The sequence below is a fragment of the Marinitoga sp. 38H-ov genome (assembly GCF_011057715.1).
Classification (GTDB): Bacteria; Thermotogota; Thermotogae; order Petrotogales; family Petrotogaceae; genus Marinitoga.
The window spans coordinates 1-16,714 of sequence record NZ_LNGH01000044.1 but is presented as its reverse complement, the minus strand read 5'-3'; the positions used below and the strand labels follow the sequence as shown (position 1 = coordinate 16,714).

15 protein-coding genes are annotated in these 16,714 nt (G+C 26.2%); 12 read left to right on the top strand and 3 right to left on the bottom strand.

All coding sequences use genetic code 11. The features are described 5' to 3' along the window. The first annotated feature begins 2 nt into the window (after positions 1-2). From AS160_RS09475 to ligA, 6 genes are read left to right on the top strand one after another with little or no spacing between them, the layout of a single operon-like run. Positions 3-554 (top strand): hypothetical protein, encoded by a 552-nt coding sequence (locus AS160_RS09475; protein WP_165148182.1) that lies wholly within the window; start codon positions 3-5, stop codon positions 552-554. Between the two features lie 3 nt (positions 555-557). Next, on the top strand, positions 558-2,870 hold the full coding sequence (locus AS160_RS09470; protein WP_165148179.1) for an endonuclease MutS2: 2,313 nt from the start codon (positions 558-560) through the stop codon (positions 2,868-2,870). Positions 2,871-2,872: 2 nt separating this feature from the next. Continuing rightward, positions 2,873-4,939 carry a cell division FtsA domain-containing protein gene (locus AS160_RS09465; RefSeq protein ID WP_165148176.1) on the top strand — a complete coding sequence of 689 codons (2,067 nt, stop codon included), beginning with the start codon at positions 2,873-2,875 and terminating at the stop codon, positions 4,937-4,939. Continuing rightward, positions 4,936-5,286 carry a holo-ACP synthase gene (gene acpS / locus AS160_RS09460; protein ID WP_165148173.1) on the top strand — a complete coding sequence of 117 codons (351 nt, stop codon included), beginning with the start codon at positions 4,936-4,938 and terminating at the stop codon, positions 5,284-5,286. Before AS160_RS09465 ends, acpS begins: the two co-directional genes overlap by 4 nt. Before the next feature lie 3 nt (positions 5,287-5,289). Further along, positions 5,290-5,946, top strand: coding sequence for an MgtC/SapB family protein (locus AS160_RS09455; protein ID WP_165148170.1), 657 nt, complete (start codon positions 5,290-5,292; stop codon positions 5,944-5,946). Between the two features lie 12 nt (positions 5,947-5,958). Beyond that, on the top strand, positions 5,959-7,956 hold the full coding sequence (gene ligA, locus AS160_RS09450) for an NAD-dependent DNA ligase LigA (RefSeq protein WP_165148167.1): 1,998 nt from the start codon (positions 5,959-5,961) through the stop codon (positions 7,954-7,956). Positions 7,957-8,019: 63 nt separating this feature from the next. On the opposite strand, the gene AS160_RS09445 is transcribed toward ligA, so the two are convergent. Genes AS160_RS09445 through AS160_RS09435 form a run of 3 tightly spaced genes read right to left on the bottom strand, consistent with a single transcriptional unit; the run spans position 8,020 to position 10,014 of the window. Beyond that, entirely contained in the window at positions 8,020-8,259 is a 240-nt protein-coding gene (locus AS160_RS09445; protein ID WP_165148164.1) for an acyl carrier protein, read from the bottom strand. Between the two features lie 12 nt (positions 8,260-8,271). After that, complete coding sequence (locus AS160_RS09440; RefSeq protein ID WP_346774434.1) at positions 8,272-9,321, bottom strand: nitronate monooxygenase family protein; 1,050 nt, start codon at positions 9,319-9,321, stop codon at positions 8,272-8,274. Positions 9,322-9,381: 60 nt separating this feature from the next. After that, a complete protein-coding gene (locus AS160_RS09435) occupies positions 9,382-10,014 on the bottom strand; it encodes a TetR/AcrR family transcriptional regulator (RefSeq protein ID WP_165148161.1) in 633 nt (210 codons plus the stop codon). Positions 10,015-10,258: 244 nt separating this feature from the next. Between AS160_RS09435 and AS160_RS09430 the strand changes: the two genes are divergently transcribed. From AS160_RS09430 to AS160_RS09405, 6 genes are all read left to right on the top strand, one after another. Further along, on the top strand, positions 10,259-11,944 hold the full coding sequence (locus AS160_RS09430) for an ABC transporter substrate-binding protein (RefSeq protein ID WP_165148158.1): 1,686 nt from the start codon (positions 10,259-10,261) through the stop codon (positions 11,942-11,944). Positions 11,945-12,004: 60 nt separating this feature from the next. After that, a complete protein-coding gene (locus AS160_RS09425; protein ID WP_165148155.1) occupies positions 12,005-12,994 on the top strand; it encodes an ABC transporter permease in 990 nt (329 codons plus the stop codon). A gap of 1 nt (position 12,995) precedes the next feature. Next, positions 12,996-13,847, top strand: coding sequence for an ABC transporter permease (locus AS160_RS09420; RefSeq protein WP_165148152.1), 852 nt, complete (start codon positions 12,996-12,998; stop codon positions 13,845-13,847). A 5-nt stretch (positions 13,848-13,852) separates the two neighbouring features. Further along, the gene (locus tag AS160_RS09415; RefSeq protein WP_165148149.1) at positions 13,853-14,824 is read left to right on the top strand and encodes an ABC transporter ATP-binding protein; all 972 of its coding nucleotides are present in this window, start codon (positions 13,853-13,855) and stop codon (positions 14,822-14,824) included. Then, positions 14,817-15,722, top strand: a complete 906-nt coding sequence (locus tag AS160_RS09410; protein WP_165148146.1) for an ABC transporter ATP-binding protein — start codon at positions 14,817-14,819, stop codon at positions 15,720-15,722. The genes AS160_RS09415 and AS160_RS09410 overlap by 8 nt, the downstream gene beginning before the upstream one ends. A gap of 4 nt (positions 15,723-15,726) precedes the next feature. After that, positions 15,727-16,714, top strand: a 988-nt coding sequence (locus AS160_RS09405) for a family 1 glycosylhydrolase (protein ID WP_165148143.1), incomplete at its 3' end; no start/stop codon positions are given.

Sequence of the window (16,714 nt, the reverse complement as noted above, 5' to 3'; positions counted from 1 at the left end):
TTATGAAAAAATTTTTAATCTTTTCTTTTATCCTTATAATAGTATATGGATATTCATTTAATTTAATGACTTTTGGAACATATGGTGTTACATCAAATTCAACTTCATTAGATTTAAATTGGGATGAAAATTTTAAATCAGATTATTATTCTTTAAAAGTTGCAATAATGTATCCTGCAGAAGACTCTCCTGAGATGTTATTTGGTCCATATTTTGGTTATACTATATATAATAATTTAAATAATACTGATATGATTAATTTAAATGCTGATATAGAAAGTGCTGGATATGAATTAGGTATAATTACATTATATAACACAGATTTTCTTTTTAATACAAAGTTTAATGTAATGGCTTTAGGAGGAATACATACTGAGGATCAATTTAATAATCTTTCTACGACAATAAATATAAATTTGGGAATATCATATAAAATATCTTCTTTAAATACATTTGGATTTATAGGATATGAATCACGATACTTTACTACAAATAATAATATGGTTACTGTAAATTATATTCCTGTTTCATTAGGGGTGGAGGTGCTTTTTTAATTAATGAATCAAAAAACATATAAAGATTTAGAAATAGATAAAATTTTGGATAAAATAGCTAATTATTCAATGTCAATATATGGGAAACAATATATAAGAAATAATTTTGAATATATTACTAATTTTGATAAGTTAGAAGAGGAATATAATATATTAATAGATTATAATAATTTTTCTACAAAATATGGAGATATAGATTTAAGGGGTATTCCAAATATTTATTTAGAAATTGAAAAACTTGAGAATAAAAATTATTTATCTCCTATAGAATATAGGAGAATTTCTGATTTTTTATCTCAAGCTATTAATTTGATTAATGAAAATAGGAATAACTTAAAAGAATTTTCATATATTGAAAAAATATTTTATTCTATTCCTAATACTATAGATTTAATAAGATTGATTGATAAATCTATTGATAAAGATGGCGAAGTAAAAGATTCTGCAAGTGATAATTTAAGACAAATAAGAAGAAAAATTGAAAACACCAAAAAAGCATTATATACTTCATTAAAAAGAATAATATCAAAATATCATAAATATGTTTCTTTAGATCAACCTACTTTGAAAAATAATAGATATTGTATTGTTGTAAGAGCTGAGCATAAAAATAAAATAAATGGTATAATTATTGCATATTCTGATACAGGTGTTTCTGTTTATATTGAACCATATGAAATTGGCAAGTTGAATTCTGAACTAAATGATTTAATAGCTTCTGAAAAAGCTGAAATTGCTAGAATTTTAGGAAAAATTTTTTTGGAAATATCTAAAAATTTGTATAACATAAAAAAAAGTATAAAAATAATTGAGTATATTGATGGTTTAAATGCAAAAATAAGGTATGCTAAAGAAAATAATTATATATTTTCAAAACCCTCCAAATTTGAAAAAGTATTATTATTAGATGGAGTTAGACATCCTTTAATAGAAAAAGAAAAAGTTATACCTGTAAATGTAAAATTACCTGATAATAAATTTGGAATGATAATTACAGGACCAAATACAGGTGGAAAAACAGTTGTATTAAAATCTGTTGGTATAAGTGTCTTATTTTCTCATGCTGTTTTACCTATACCATCTTTTAATGCAAAAATACCTTTTTTTGAAAAGATTTTTACTGATATTGGAGATGAACAAAGTATTGAACAAACTTTGAGTACTTTTTCATCACATTTAAAAAATTTAAAATTTATTCTTGATAATATTGATGATAAAACTTTGGTTTTAATAGATGAGTTAGGAACTGGAACAGATCCAATTGAAGGGTCTGCTCTTGCAATAGCTATTATACAAAAACTAATTGAAGTAAAATCAATATTTTTCATTACCTCTCATCTATCTGCAGTAAAAACTTTTTCTATAGAAAATGATTTTTTAGTCTCAGCATCTATGGGATTTGATAAAGAAACCCTTTCCCCAACATATAAATTATTAGTGGGAGTTCCAGGTGCATCTCATGCTTTGGATATAGCAGAAAAATTAGGATTACCAAAGGATATATTATTAAAAGCTAATAATTTTTTGAGTAAAGAACAAGTATATGACGAGAAAATATTAGAAAATTTGACCCAAATATACGAAGAACTTGAAAAAGAAAAAAAAGAACATGAAAGAAAACATAAAGAAGTAATTTCCTTAAAACAAGATTTAGAAGAAAAGCTAAAAATTTTAAAGAAAAAAGAAATTGAAAAAATAGATAAAGAAATAAAAAAATATAATGATTATTTAAGGGATTTGAAAAATGAAATTGATACTTATATAAATATCTTAAAAACTGAAAAAGATATTAGTAAAATAAGAGAATTGAATAAAAAGGTTGAAAGTAAAAAAAATGAACTTAAAAAATTTAAAGTTCAGAAAAAAGTAGAAGAAAATAAAAATATTAGACCAGGAGATATTGTATCTATTTCAGGTGAGAAAGCGAAAATAATAAAAGTAAATGGAGATAAAATTTTTGTAAAATTTTTAGATAAACCTTTTGAACTTGAGGTGTCTATTAATGATATTAAAATTGAAAAGAAAATAAAAGAAGATAAGAACATAAAAAAATATAATATTCCTATTGTAAAAAAAATAAAAAATGAAATAGATATTAGAGGTATGACCGTAGAAGAAGCTATACCAGAAGTTGAAATGTTTATTTCAGATTTAATAGCTTCAAATTTAGATGGGGGATACATAATTCATGGTAAAGGGACAGGAAAATTGGCTTTAGGTATATGGAATTATTTAAGAAACAACAAAAAGATAAAATCTTTTAGATTGGGAAATGATAACGAAGGGGGAACAGGTGTTACCTTTGTGGAGGTGTAATTATGTTCGCATTAGACATAGGAACGAGATTTATTGTTGGTGTTATTTCTGAAATGAATGAAGATTCTGAAATAATTATTAAAGATTTTGCTGTAAAAGAGCATGAGAATAGAGCAATGCTTGATGGTCAAATTCATGATGTTACAAAAGTTTCAAAAGGGGTTGAAAAAGTAATTTCTAAACTTAAAGAAAAGAATAATGATATAAAAAACGTTGCAGTTGCTTTAGCTGGGCGTTTTTTAGTTACAACTGTTGGTGAGTATGAACAAGATATTAGCAAGTATAAATATATAGATATTAACTTAGTTAAATCTTTGGAATTAGAAGCGGTTAAAAAAGCTGTTGAAAATTTAGAAATAGAAAAAAATTTTTATTGTGTTGGGTATTCTGTATTATATTATGAATTAGATGGTGAATGGATAAAAAAATTGGAAGGTCAAAAGGGTAATGCTGCTAAGGTAAAGGTTATAGCTGCTTTTCTTCCTAAAAATGTTGTAGATGCAATGCTTGCGGTTTTAGAATTAAACAATTTAGAACCTGTTCATATTACACTTGAGCCTATTGCTGCAATGAATTTAATAGTTCCTGAAGATTTAAGAACATTAAATATTGCCATGATTGATGTCGGTGCAGGAACAAGTGATATTGCAATTTCAAAAGATGGTACAATAATAGGATATGGTATGGTACCAATGGCTGGTGATGAAATTTCAGAAGCTATTTCTAAAGAATTACTTGTAGACTTTAAAATTGCAGAAAAAATTAAAAGATCTTTAAATGATAATGATAATAATATAATTAAATATAAAGACATATTAGATTTTGAACATGAAATCGATAAAGCAGATATTATAAAAATAATTGATCCTATTATTGAAGAAATTACATCAAGGATAGCAGAGAAAATATTAGAATTAAATGGAAAATCTCCAATAGCAGTTATGGTAGTAGGCGGAGGTGCAAAAGCACCAGGTTTTATCGATAAATTAGCAATAAAATTGAACTTGTCTAGAAATAGAATTACATTAAAAGATATAAAAAATATTGATTATGTTAGATTTGAAGAAGAAACTATGGAAGGTAGTGAATTTGTTACTCCTGTGGGGATTGCTTATGTAGCCCATAAAAATGAGGGTAATGTATTTGCAAAAGTTATGGTTAATAACAAACCTATTAATATGATGCTTGTTGGAGGTAATATATCAGTTATACAAGCATTGTTACAGGCGGGATTTACTATTAATGATTTAGTAGGGAAACCAGCTCCTGCAATATCATATGAAATAAATGGTGAATTAAAATTTATTCCAGGTGAAAAAGGAAGAGAGGCTCCGATAAAAATTAATGGACATGCTGCAACATTAAATTCTCCAATAAAACCAGGTGATATAATAGAAGTAGGTAAACCGAAAAATGGTGAATTTAAGAAGATATATTTAAAGGATATAATTTTACCATACAAAATATATATAGATAAAAAAGAATTTACAGTATATCCAAATATTATAAAAAATGGAATCGAGGTTTCAATTGATAGTGAATTAAATGATGGAGATAAAATCAAGTTGAAAAACCCCACCGTAAAATCGTTAAATTTAAACTCATCATTAATTAGATTTTCTATAAATAATAATTCATATGAGATTCCAAGTGGTCAAATTCTTTTGAGAAAAGATCAAATATTACATGAAAATGATGAAATCTATGATGGTGATATTTTAAATTCAAAAAAGATAAATATTCCTAAAATAAGTGAATTTATTGATATTAAAGCAGATAAATATATATCTATAACTCTTAACGGTAATAGAATAGAACTTCCAACAGAAGAAATAATTATTAAGGATAAAAATAATAACAATATAGATATTAATAGTTATGTATATGATGGTATGCAAATAAAAGTAGAAAAACATGAAAAAGAAAAAAAATTATTAGATATATTATTACATATTGATTTTGATATTTCTAAGTTTACAAAATATAAAATTTATTTAAATGGAAGAGAAATATTTAGTTTTAACGAAAAAATTCAAAATGGTGATGATATAAGGATGATATTTGAATGATAAAAGGTATTGGTGTAGATATCATAGAAATTGAAAGAATAGAATTTGGTATTGAAAGAAAAATTTTAAGTGAAAAAGAAATAGTTTTATTAGAAAAATTTTCTAGTGAAAAAAGAAAAAAAGAATTTATTGCTGGAAGATTTTCTCTAAAAGAATCTATTATTAAAGCTTTTGGAACTTTTATTCCATATAAAAAAATTTCTATATTAAATGATGAAAATGGACGCCCTTATTTAGATGATAGTTCGCTAAATTATTTGAAAGAAAAATTCTTTAATTTTAATATTCATATATCTATTTCACATGAGAAAAACTATGCTGTATCAATAGTTGTTTTAGAAGATTAGGAGATGATTCTTTTGCCTTTTAATGAAATAATATTAAAAATATTTTTTTCTTCATTATCTGGGGCTGTAATTGGGTATAATAGAGAAAAAATAAATAGACCTGCAGGTATAAGAACACATGCATTATTATCTTTGGGAGCATGTATACTTACTATAATATCTATAATATCATTTTATGATCCTGTAAATAAAATAGGAGATCCAGGAAGAATTGCTGCACAAATTGTTTCTGGGATTGGATTTTTAGGTGCTGGAACAATACTGAAAAATGGTAATAAAGTAAAGGGGCTTACAACTGCTGCAACATTATGGGTATCAGCATCTATTGGAATGACATTTGGTGCAGGTGAATATTACATAGGTTTTATTTCTTTGGTAGCTACATTAATAATTTTATATGTTAATAAATTTTCTAAACATTTAAATGATGAAATTACATTAGAGATTGTATTGAAGGGTAAAAATAACATTGATAAAATTATTTCTGTTATAGAAAATAATGAAAGTTTGATTTTAAAGAATATTGATTTTTCTCAAAAAGATGAAGGAATATTATATTTTACATTTAAAAATATTTCAAACAGATATATCTCCGAATTAGAAAAAAAACTTTTATATATAGATAATATAGAAAATATAAATTTAATTGAAGATAATTAATGGAGGAATATTATGATACCAGAAAACATAAAAAAAGAATACGTTGAATTAAAAAAAGTTATTGAAAAATATAATTATTATTATTATGTATTAAATAATCCGTTAATATCTGATAGTGATTATGATAAATTATTTAATAAACTTATAAAATTAGAAGAAAAATTTCCTGGTTTAAAAACTCCAGATTCTCCTAGTTATAGAGTAGGAGGAAAAATTATAAATGAGTTTAAAACTGTGCAACACACAACTCCTATGTTAAGTCTAGATAATACATATAATGAAGAAGAAATTATAGAATTTATAAATAAAATAAATAAATCTTTAAATAGAAATAATATTGAATACACATGTGAATTGAAAATTGATGGAATATCGATTTCTTTGCGTTATGAAGATGGTTTGCTTACTCAGGCAATTACTAGAGGTAATGGAATATCTGGTGATGATGTTACTGATAATGTAAAAACTATTAGGAGTGTACCTTTAAAATTAAATAAAAATATAAATATAGAAGTTCGTGGAGAAATTTTTATGCCCAAAAAAGAATTTTTAAAAATTAATGAGATAAGGGAAGATGAGGGATTACCTATTTTCGCGAATCCGAGAAATTCTACTGCAGGAACAATAAAATTGTTGGATACAACAGAGGTTTCCAAAAGGCATTTAGATTCTTTTATATATTACATATTATCTCCAGAAAATTATAATTTAAAAACTCAGTATGAAGCATTGTGTTTTTTAAAGGAATTGGGTTTTAAAATTAATCCTCATACAAAAAAAGTTGCATCTGTAGAAGAGATAATTGATTATTGGAAATACTGGATAGATAATAAAGGTAAATTGGAATATGATGTAGATGGTGTAGTTGTTAAAATTAATAATTTTGAAGATCAAAGAATATTAGGAAATACATCTAGAAGTCCAAGATGGGCTATTGCTTTTAAGTTTCCAGCAGAACAAGCTGTTACAAAAATAAAAGATGTTATTTTTCAAGTTGGTAGTACAGGTATTATTACACCTGTTGCTATTTTTGAACCAGTGTTTTTAGATGGATCTACTGTACAAAGAGCAAGTTTACATAATTTTGATTATATTAAGGAAAGAGATATAAGAATAAATGATTATGTAAAGATTGAGAAAGCTGGAGGAATAATTCCACAAATAGTTACAGTATTAACTGAAAAAAGAAACGGTAATGAAGTTATTATCGAAGAACCTAAAGAATGTCCTGTTTGTGGAGGAAAAGTAGGTAAAATAAACCATTCAGAAGTTGCTATAAGATGTTTAAATCCTCTTTGTAAGGCTAAACTCAAAAGAAGTTTGGAAGTGTGGGTTTCTAGAGATGCGATGAATATCCAAGGTTTAGGACCGAAATTAATAGATAGAATAGTGGAAGCTAATCTAATAGAAAAAATTTCCGATTTATATAATTTAGATCATTTTAAATTGGCTACTTTGGGACATGGTATTGGTCCTAAAATGATTAGCAAAATATTAAAACAGATAGAAGATTCCAAACAAAGTGGTCTCGATAAAGTGCTATATGCATTAGGAATACCAAATGTAGGTAAAAAAATAGCAAAAGATTTAGCTAAAAAATTCAATAATATAGATAATTTAATGAAAGCAGAGTATGATGAATTAATTTCTATTGACGGAATAGGAGCTGATATTGCGCAATCTATTTATGACTTTTTTAGAAATGAATATGCAATAAATATTATTAATGAGTTAAAAAAATATGGAGTTAAGCTGTATTATGAGTCAAGAGAAAATGATGGAATATTTAAAGATATGCAAATTTGCGTTACAGGTGAGCTGAAAAAAATGACAAGAGGTCAATTCAAAGAGCTAATAGAAATTAATGGTGGTATATTCAAAGATTCGGTAACGAAAAAATTAAATCTTCTTGTTGTTGGGAACAACGCTGGAAGTAAACTTGAAAAAGCAAAAAAATTAGGTATTCAGATATTAACAGAAGATGAGTTTTTTGATAGATATAAACTTTAAATAAATTATACAAATAATGGAAGAGCGATAAAGCTCTTCCATTTCCAAAAAGAGGAATAGGTGTTAGTTTTTATTTGATAAAAGCTCTACAATGTCTCCAACTGTTTTTATTTTTTCTAATTCAGAATCATCAATAGAAATTCCTAATTCATTTTCAAAATCCATTGTTAAATCTACTAATTCTAATGAATCTAATTCTAAATCATCTGTTAAATTTGCTTCCTCGGTTATTTTCTCTTTTTCAATACTTAAACTTTCAGCCATAATTTCTCTTACTTTTTCAAATAATTCTTTTTTATCCATTTTATCTCCTCCTTAGCTTTCAAATAATTCTTTTATAATATCTTCAACCTTCTGTATTTCATTGATTTTTGAAACTGCATTACCAGTAAAAACAAACCCTTCATTAATATTCCCTATTGCTGCATTATATAATGCCTTGGCAATACAATATGGAGCTGTTTTAAAATCACATGTCTTAATACAATGATATTTACATTCATATGGTTTTTTCTCACCTTTATCAACGGCTTCAATAAATTCATTTCTTATTGCTCTTCCTGGTAATCCAACAGGACTTTTTATTATAGCAATATCTTCATCTTTAGCATTTATTATTACTTCTTTAAATTTTATATTAGCATCACATTCTTCAGTAGCAATAAATCTTGTTCCAATTTGAACCGCGTCAGCTCCTAAAGATAAAATTCTCTCAACATCATCTTTAGAATATAAACCACCACCAGCAATAAGAGGTATTTTTTTCCCATAATTATGTTCTAAATTATCTAGAAAATCTTTTAATTTGGGAATATTGTTTTCTAAATTATTTTTTTCTAAAAATAATTCATTGTCTTTATAACCTAAATGTCCTCCAGCTAAAGGTCCTTCAAGAACAAATGCATCAGGAAGATAATTATATTTAGATAACCATCTTTTTACAATAATTTGTGCTGCTTTTAAAGAGGAAACAATTGGAACTAATTTTGTTTTTTTCTTATTATTTAAAAAAGAAGGTAAATTCAAAGGTAAACCAGCACCAGAAAAAATAATATCAATGTTTTCATCAATAGCGGTTTTTACCATATCTCCGTAATTTGTAAGTGCTACCATAATATTAACACCAATAACACCATTAGATTTTTCTTTAGCTTTTCGAATAATTTTTTTTAAACCGTCGATGCTAGCCTCTTTATAATTTTTTAATTCAGAAAAAAAACCAATACCAGCTGTTCCTATAACCCCGATGCCTCCAGCATTAGCAACCGCTGAAGCTAATCCATCTAAAGAAATACCTACAGCCATTCCACCTTGAACTATTGGATACTTGATCTCTAAATTCCCGATTAATAATCTTTTAAAAATAAGTATTCACCCTTTCTTTAAATGACCATCGGTCACTTAATTTTAAAATAAAAAACAATATTATTTTTTTAAAGTTTTTTCCATAAACTCTATATAAAAATCTAAAATTGTTGAAAAATCTTCTGTCCAATTTTCGTACATTTTTTTTCTTAATTCAAATTGCTGTACTATACCAACTGTTTGTAACCATAGCAATAAAGATAATTTATTAATATCAATATCTTTTCTAATTGTTCCGTCATTTATTCCATCTTTAATTGCTAATTTTAAGATATCAAATATTTTTTCACTTTTTTCATAAGAATTAATAACAAAATCTTCACTAGAGTTTAAATCAGCTTTTTCCGATTCATATTTTATTATAAAACTATAATACTCAGGATATTTTCTATAAAATAGTATATATGCTCTTCCCATATTTAAAATTTTATCTAATCCATTTTTAGATATTTTTATACTATTTTTTATCATTTTTTCTAAAATCTTCAACCCTTCATATACTAAAGAAAAAAATAAATCTTTTTTGCTAGAAAAATATAAATATATAGTACCTTTTGCCATCTTTGCCTTTTTAGCAATCTCAATCATAGACGTATTTTCATACCCTTTTTTGTAAAAAATATCCTTTGCAATTTCCATTATATATTTTTTCTTTTTTAGTACTTGATCTTCATTATAATTTTGTCTTGGCATATAATATATCTGACCTCCGGTCATTTTTTTTGATTATAACATTTTTCTTTTTTATTGTCAACTATAAAATAGTATTAATTAACTTTATTACTAAAATATTAAAAATATGCAAACAAATAAGATTTATTAATTTATTTAAAAATAAATAGATATAAAACAATATATGAAACTAGTTGAAATTTTTTCATGAAACATTTTTCATGTTACAATGAAATTGTTTAATATCATATAAGGAGGGTTAATTATGAAATCTTTTTGGAAAAACTGTTTTATTGTATTTATGCTATTGGTTTTAACCGTAACATCATATTCTGAAACATTGAAACGTGAAGAAACATTTTTCTTTGGTGGGGGATTATGGAATGCTCCTTCTAACTGGAATCCGTTAACGCCATGGGCGGCTGTTCCAGGAACAGTAGGGGGGATTTATGAAACATTATTTGCATACGATCCATTAACAAATGAATTTATTCCTTGGTTGGCTGAAAAAGGTTATTGGCAAGATAATACACATTATTATTTAAAATTAAGAGATAATTTAAAATGGACAGATGGAGAAATATTAAATGCAGAAGATGTTATTTATACTTTTGAAATTGCTAAAATGAACACGGGAATTACTTACTCTTCTATATGGAATTGGATGAAAAATATAAAAAAATTGAGTAACACAGAACTTGTTTTTGAATTTTCGGACCCAAGATATCATGAATGGAATTATCAGTTATATCAAATTTCTATAATACCTAAACATATTTGGGAAAAATACCCTATAGATGATGTTGTTACATTAGCAAATGAAAATCCTATTGGTTCTGGTATGTATTTGGCCTATGATAAAACAGATGATAGAATGATTTTCAAAAGAAATGATAATTGGTGGGGTAAAGATATTTTTGGCCTTCCAGCACCAAAATATTTAGTTGAATTAAAAATATTCTCAAATAATGTTGCATTAGGTATGTTGATGAAAGGTGAATTAGATGTAAGTAATTTCTTTTTGCCAGGTGTTCCATCAGTTAAAAATATTTACGGTATAAAAACCTGGTTTAAAGATGCACCCTACATGTTATCAGATAATACCGCATTATTATTTTTAAATACAAGAAAGAAACCAATGGATGATCCTAAATTTAGAAAAGCATTAGCTTATTCAATTAATATTTCTCCTATTATAAGAAGAGTTTTTGAATTTCAGGTGGAAAAAGCAAATCCTTTAGGTTTTTTACCAATTGAATCATGGATGAAGTATTATGATGAAAAGATAGTAGAAGAGTATGGATTTACATATAGTCCGGCTATGGCAAATAAAATTTTAGATGAAGCAGGTTATAAGGATATTGACAATGATGGTTATAGAGAAACGCCTGATGGTAATAAAATTAACTTAACAATTATTGTTCCTTTTGGATGGACAGATTGGATGGAGTCTATAAAAAATATTTCAGCTGATTTTGAAAAAATAGGAATTAAAGCTGAACCTAAATTCCCTGATTATGGAAAATACATGGAAGATATGAATTCGGCAACATTTGATATGTTAATTAATAATTTCAATAGTAATGTTTCATCTACCCCTTGGACATATTTTAATTGGTTATTTGAATCAAATCAAGTAAATAATGAAAAAGAATATGGTGGAAATTGGGGAAGATACGTTAATCAAGAATTATTTGATTTAGTAAATGAATTTAATAGAACAAAAGATGAAGAAAAAGGAAAAGAAATTGCATCTAATATCGAAAAAATATTTTTAGAAGAAATGCCAGTCATTCCTCTTTGGTATAACGGAATGTGGTTCCAAGCAAATGAAAAATATTGGACAAATTATCCTATTGAAGAAACCCCTGTAGCCTGGCCATCATTATGGGGAGGTAGATGGCAAGTTGGAGGAAACATTATGTTATTAAATTTAAAATCTGTAAAATAAAAATATAAAACCGCTCCAGCTCAAAAGAGTTGGAGCATATAAATAAGTAGGAGGATAATAATGGGAAAATATTTAAGAAAAAAAATTTATATATATTTAATAACATTTTTTGTAGCAGTTTCTATTGATTGGGCAATTCCTAGATTTATGCCTGGGGATCCAGTTTCTCTTTTATTATCAAGATTTTCAGGACTTCCTGAAGCAACGGAAAAATTAAATACGTATTTTACTAAAGCGTTTGGTTTAGATCAACCATTGTGGAAGCAATATATTAATTTTTGGATCTCCTTATTTAAAGGAGACTTGGGAGTTAGTGTGTTTTTGTATCCAAAAAGCGTTGTAGAAATAATAAAAGGATCTATAATATATGATATTTTATTATTAGTTCCAGCTATTATATTAAGCTGGATTGTTGGAAATAAATTAGGAGCTCTAGCAGCTATAAATAAAAAAACAGATAATTCTATTATACCAATTTTCTTTTTTTTAACATCTTCACCTTATTTTTGGATGGCTTTATTGATGGCTTGGGTTTTAGGTTTTATAATACCAATTTTTCCGTTATCAGGTGCATATAGTTATACAATAACTCCTTCATTTACATTAGAATTTATTTTGGATTTTTTATATCATTTAGCTTTGCCATTTTTATCATTATTTTTAGTAATGATGGGTGGATGGGCAATAGGTATGAGAAATATGATTATATACGAGATGGGATCAAATTATTCTAAATATATGGAGTCATTAGGGGCATCTGATAAATTAATTAGAAGTTATGCATATAGAAATGCTATTTTACCTCAGGTAACAGGATTAGCTTTGCAATTAGGAACAATAATCTTAGGATCTTTAACGACACAAAGTGTTTTTTCTTATCCAGGTTTGGGTTTTTTATTGCTACAAGCAATACAAAATCAAGATTATTTTTTAATTCAAGGAATTTTTTTAATTATTGTAATAATGGTTTTAGTTGGTAATTTTATTGTAGATATAATATATGTATTTATTGATCCGAGAATAAGATATTCTTATATCGAGGAGGTTTAGAATGAATTTTAAAAAATATGAACATTTTTATTTTGCTTTAAAAAATAAAAAAGTAGTTATAGGGATAATTATATTTGTTTTTTTTCTTCTATTAGGTCTGATAGGGCCTTATTTTGCAAAATATGATCCTTTAGAATATGCTGGGCCAGGATATATGCCGCCAAGTAAAGAATTTTGGCTTGGGACAAATATCTTTGGTCATGATTTATATACACAATTGGTATATGGATTACGTAGCTCTTATTTTGTTGGCTTTTTTGGTGGAACTCTTGCAACGATAATAGGTCTTTTTATTGGTTTTTTATCTGGATATAAAGGTAAATGGGTAGATGAATCTTTAATGATGATAACAAATATAATGTTAGTTATTCCTACTTTAGCTATTTTGATAATAATTTCAGCATATTTATCTTTTAGAGGAATGGTTTTTGAAAGTGTGATTATAGGCTTAACTAATTGGCCTTGGACAGCAAGAGCTATTAGATCATTGACAATGTCTATAAAAAATAAAGATTTTGTAAATTTATCTAGAATTTCTGCATTGCCAACTAGAAAAATAATTTTACAAGATATTGCTTCCAATATGTTTTCATATATATTTATGGTTTATATTCTTCAATTTGGAGGAGCAATTTTATCTGCAGTAACTTTGGATTTTATTGGATTAGGTCCTACAAAAGGAATATCGTTAGGATTAATAATGCAAGTTGCTAGAGACTGGAATGCAATCCAGCTTGGTATGTGGTGGTGGGCTATTATACCTGGTTTAGTTATTACTTTATTAGTAACTTCCTTATATTTCATAAATACAGGTTTAGATGAAGTATTTAATCCTAAATTGCGGGAGATGTGATATTAATGAACAAAGTTTTAGACGTCAAAAATTTAAAAATTTATTATAAAACTCTAAATGGATATGTAAAAGCTATAGATGATGTAACATTTCATATAAATGAAGGGGAAATTTTAGGTATTGCGGGCGAGTCAGGTTGTGGTAAAAGTACATTAGGGAATAGTTTAATATTATTAAAACCACCTATGAATTATATTTCTGGAGAAGCAATTTTAAATGATGTTAATATTATGTCTTTATCAAAAAAAGAAATGAAAAATATTAGATATAAAAATATTTCAATTATTCCTCAATATGCTATGGATGCTTTTAGTCCCACAAAAAAAATAAAAATATTTATTTCTGATTTAGTGAAAGAACATGGAATAGAACCCAATAAAGATTTTTTTAATAAAGTAAAAAAAAGAATGAAATTGGTCAATTTAGATCCAGATATAATAGAAAGGTATTCTGTTGAATTATCAGGAGGTATGAAACAAAGAGTAATTATGGTTATTTCTACCTTATTAGATCCAGATTTATTAATTGCTGATGAAGTAACTTCAGCGTTAGATGTTAGTTCTCAAAGATTTGTATGTAATATGTTAGTTAAATTCAGGGATATGAATATAGTAAAATCTATGATATTTATAACTCATGATGTAGCGGTACTTAATCAAATAGCTGATAGAATTTTAATTATGTATGCAGGAAGAATAGCAGAAATAGGAAAAACAGAAACTATATTATCTAATCCTAAACACCCCTATACCAAAGCTCTAATAAATGCAATACCAAAAAGTAATATTAGAATAAAAGAAAAAAAGTTATCAAGTATTAAAGGAACACCGCCAAATCTTTTAAATATAGAAGAAGGTTGTAGATTTAGATTTAGATGTCCAATATCAAATGAAAAATGTTTAAAAAATCCACCTATTAAAAGTTATGAAGATGGACATCAAGTTGCCTGTTGGAATGTAGGTGAAAATAATGAGTGAAATATATATGGAATTAAAAAATGTAACAAAAGAATTTGGGCAAGATTTTTTTGGAAACAAAAGATTTAAAGCCGTAAATAATGTTTCTTTTAAAATAAAGAAAGGTGAAATAATATCTTTGATTGGAGAAAGTGGGAGCGGGAAAACAACTGTAGGAAAAATGATATTAAGATTATTGAAACCTACATATGGATATATATATTTTTTTAATAAAAATATATGGGAATTAAAAGATATAAAAGAATATTATAGAAATGTACAGGCGATATTTCAAGATCCATTCTCTTCTTTTAATACTTTATTTAAAGTTGATAGGGTTTTTAAAATGATTTTTGATAGATTTTATCCTGAAGAAAAAAATAGAAATGAAAAAATTGAAAAAGTTATAACTCAAGTTGGCATGAATCCTATAAATATTTTAGGAAAATATCCTCATCAATTAAGTGGTGGCCAACTACAAAGGTTATTAATAGCAAGAGCTTTATTGATGAATACAAAGATATTGGTGGCTGATGAGTTGATTAGTATGTTAGATGCTTCTACAAGGATAGATGTCTTAAATTTATTATCAGATATTAGAAGAAACACAGGAATGTCTATTATATTTATTACGCATGATTTATCTTTAGGATATTATTTAAGCGATAAATCTTTAATAATGTATAAAGGAGAAATAGTAGAGCAAGGTGATACGTATAGTGTATATAATAATCCTATTCACCCTTATACAAAAATGATATTAAATTCTGTTCCAGAAATAGATAAAAAATGGGATTCAAATGAGCAGTTTATACCAGAAACAGTTGAAAAAGAAATTGAAAAATTTTATATTAATAATAAAAATTATGATAATAAATACTATGAATTTGAAGAGAATCATATAGTGAAAGTGAGGTAGTATTATGAAAAAAAGCGAATTCCCTCAAGGGTTCAAGTTTGGAACAGCAACAGCATCATATCAAATTGAAGGTGGGATAGAAGAAAGAAGTTTATCGATATGGGATGAATTTTCTCATACCCCAGGTAAAACTAAAAATGGTGATAATGGAGATGTTGCTTGTGATCATTATAATAGATACGAAGAAGATATTGAAATAATGAAAGAAATTGGTGTTAATGCATATAGATTTTCTATTTCATGGCCAAGAGTAATGACTGATGGTATTAAACCAAATGAAAAAGGAATAGATTTTTATCAAAGACTGGTTGACAAATTATTAGAAAATAATATTACACCTTTTATTACATTATATCATTGGGATTTACCATTGTATTTATACAAAGAGAAGAATGGATGGTTAAATCCTGATATAGCAAATTATTTTCAAGATTATGCAGCATTAATGTTTAACAAACTAGGAGATAGAGTTAAACATTGGATAACCTTAAATGAACCTTGGTGTTCTTCATTTTTAGGATATTTTACTGGAGAACATGCACCGGGGCATAGAAATTTTCAAGAGTCATTTTATGTAGCTCATAATTTATTAAGATCACACGGTAAAGCTGTTATTGTATTTAGAGAAACAGTAAAAGATGGAAAAATAGGTATTACAAATGTAGTAAGTAAAATTGAACCGGTATCAAATGATGAAAAAGATATACAAGCTGCAAATCTAGTTGATCAATATATAAATGGATGGTATCATGATCCAATAATATTTGGGAAATATCCAGAAGAAGCAGTTATTTCATTACAAAATATGAAAATAGACATACCAAAAAATGATTTTGATATTATATCTCAAAAAATAGACTTTTTTGGAGTAAATTATTATTCCAGACAATTGATAGCATATGATGAAAATCATTCATTGAAATTTAAGCATGTTGAAGGTAATTTACCAAAAACAGAAATGGGTTGGGAAATATATCCAAAGGGATTATACG

Excerpts from the sequence above, each read along its gene's own strand:
- AS160_RS09475 (WP_165148182.1), top strand. The coding sequence starts at position 3 with ATGAAAAAATTTTTAATCTTTTCTTTTATCCTTATAATAGTATATGGA.
- AS160_RS09470 (WP_165148179.1), top strand. The coding sequence starts at position 558 with ATGAATCAAAAAACATATAAAGATTTAGAAATAGATAAAATTTTGGAT.
- AS160_RS09465 (WP_165148176.1), top strand. The coding sequence starts at position 2,873 with ATGTTCGCATTAGACATAGGAACGAGATTTATTGTTGGTGTTATTTCT.
- acpS (WP_165148173.1), top strand. The coding sequence starts at position 4,936 with ATGATAAAAGGTATTGGTGTAGATATCATAGAAATTGAAAGAATAGAA.
- AS160_RS09455 (WP_165148170.1), top strand. The coding sequence starts at position 5,290 with ATGATTCTTTTGCCTTTTAATGAAATAATATTAAAAATATTTTTTTCT.
- ligA (WP_165148167.1), top strand. The coding sequence starts at position 5,959 with ATGATACCAGAAAACATAAAAAAAGAATACGTTGAATTAAAAAAAGTT.
- AS160_RS09445 (WP_165148164.1), bottom strand. The coding sequence starts at position 8,259 with ATGGATAAAAAAGAATTATTTGAAAAAGTAAGAGAAATTATGGCTGAA.
- AS160_RS09435 (WP_165148161.1), bottom strand. The coding sequence starts at position 10,014 with ATGCCAAGACAAAATTATAATGAAGATCAAGTACTAAAAAAGAAAAAA.
- AS160_RS09430 (WP_165148158.1), top strand. The coding sequence starts at position 10,259 with ATGAAATCTTTTTGGAAAAACTGTTTTATTGTATTTATGCTATTGGTT.
- AS160_RS09425 (WP_165148155.1), top strand. The coding sequence starts at position 12,005 with ATGGGAAAATATTTAAGAAAAAAAATTTATATATATTTAATAACATTT.
- AS160_RS09420 (WP_165148152.1), top strand. The coding sequence starts at position 12,996 with ATGAATTTTAAAAAATATGAACATTTTTATTTTGCTTTAAAAAATAAA.
- AS160_RS09415 (WP_165148149.1), top strand. The coding sequence starts at position 13,853 with ATGAACAAAGTTTTAGACGTCAAAAATTTAAAAATTTATTATAAAACT.
- AS160_RS09410 (WP_165148146.1), top strand. The coding sequence starts at position 14,817 with ATGAGTGAAATATATATGGAATTAAAAAATGTAACAAAAGAATTTGGG.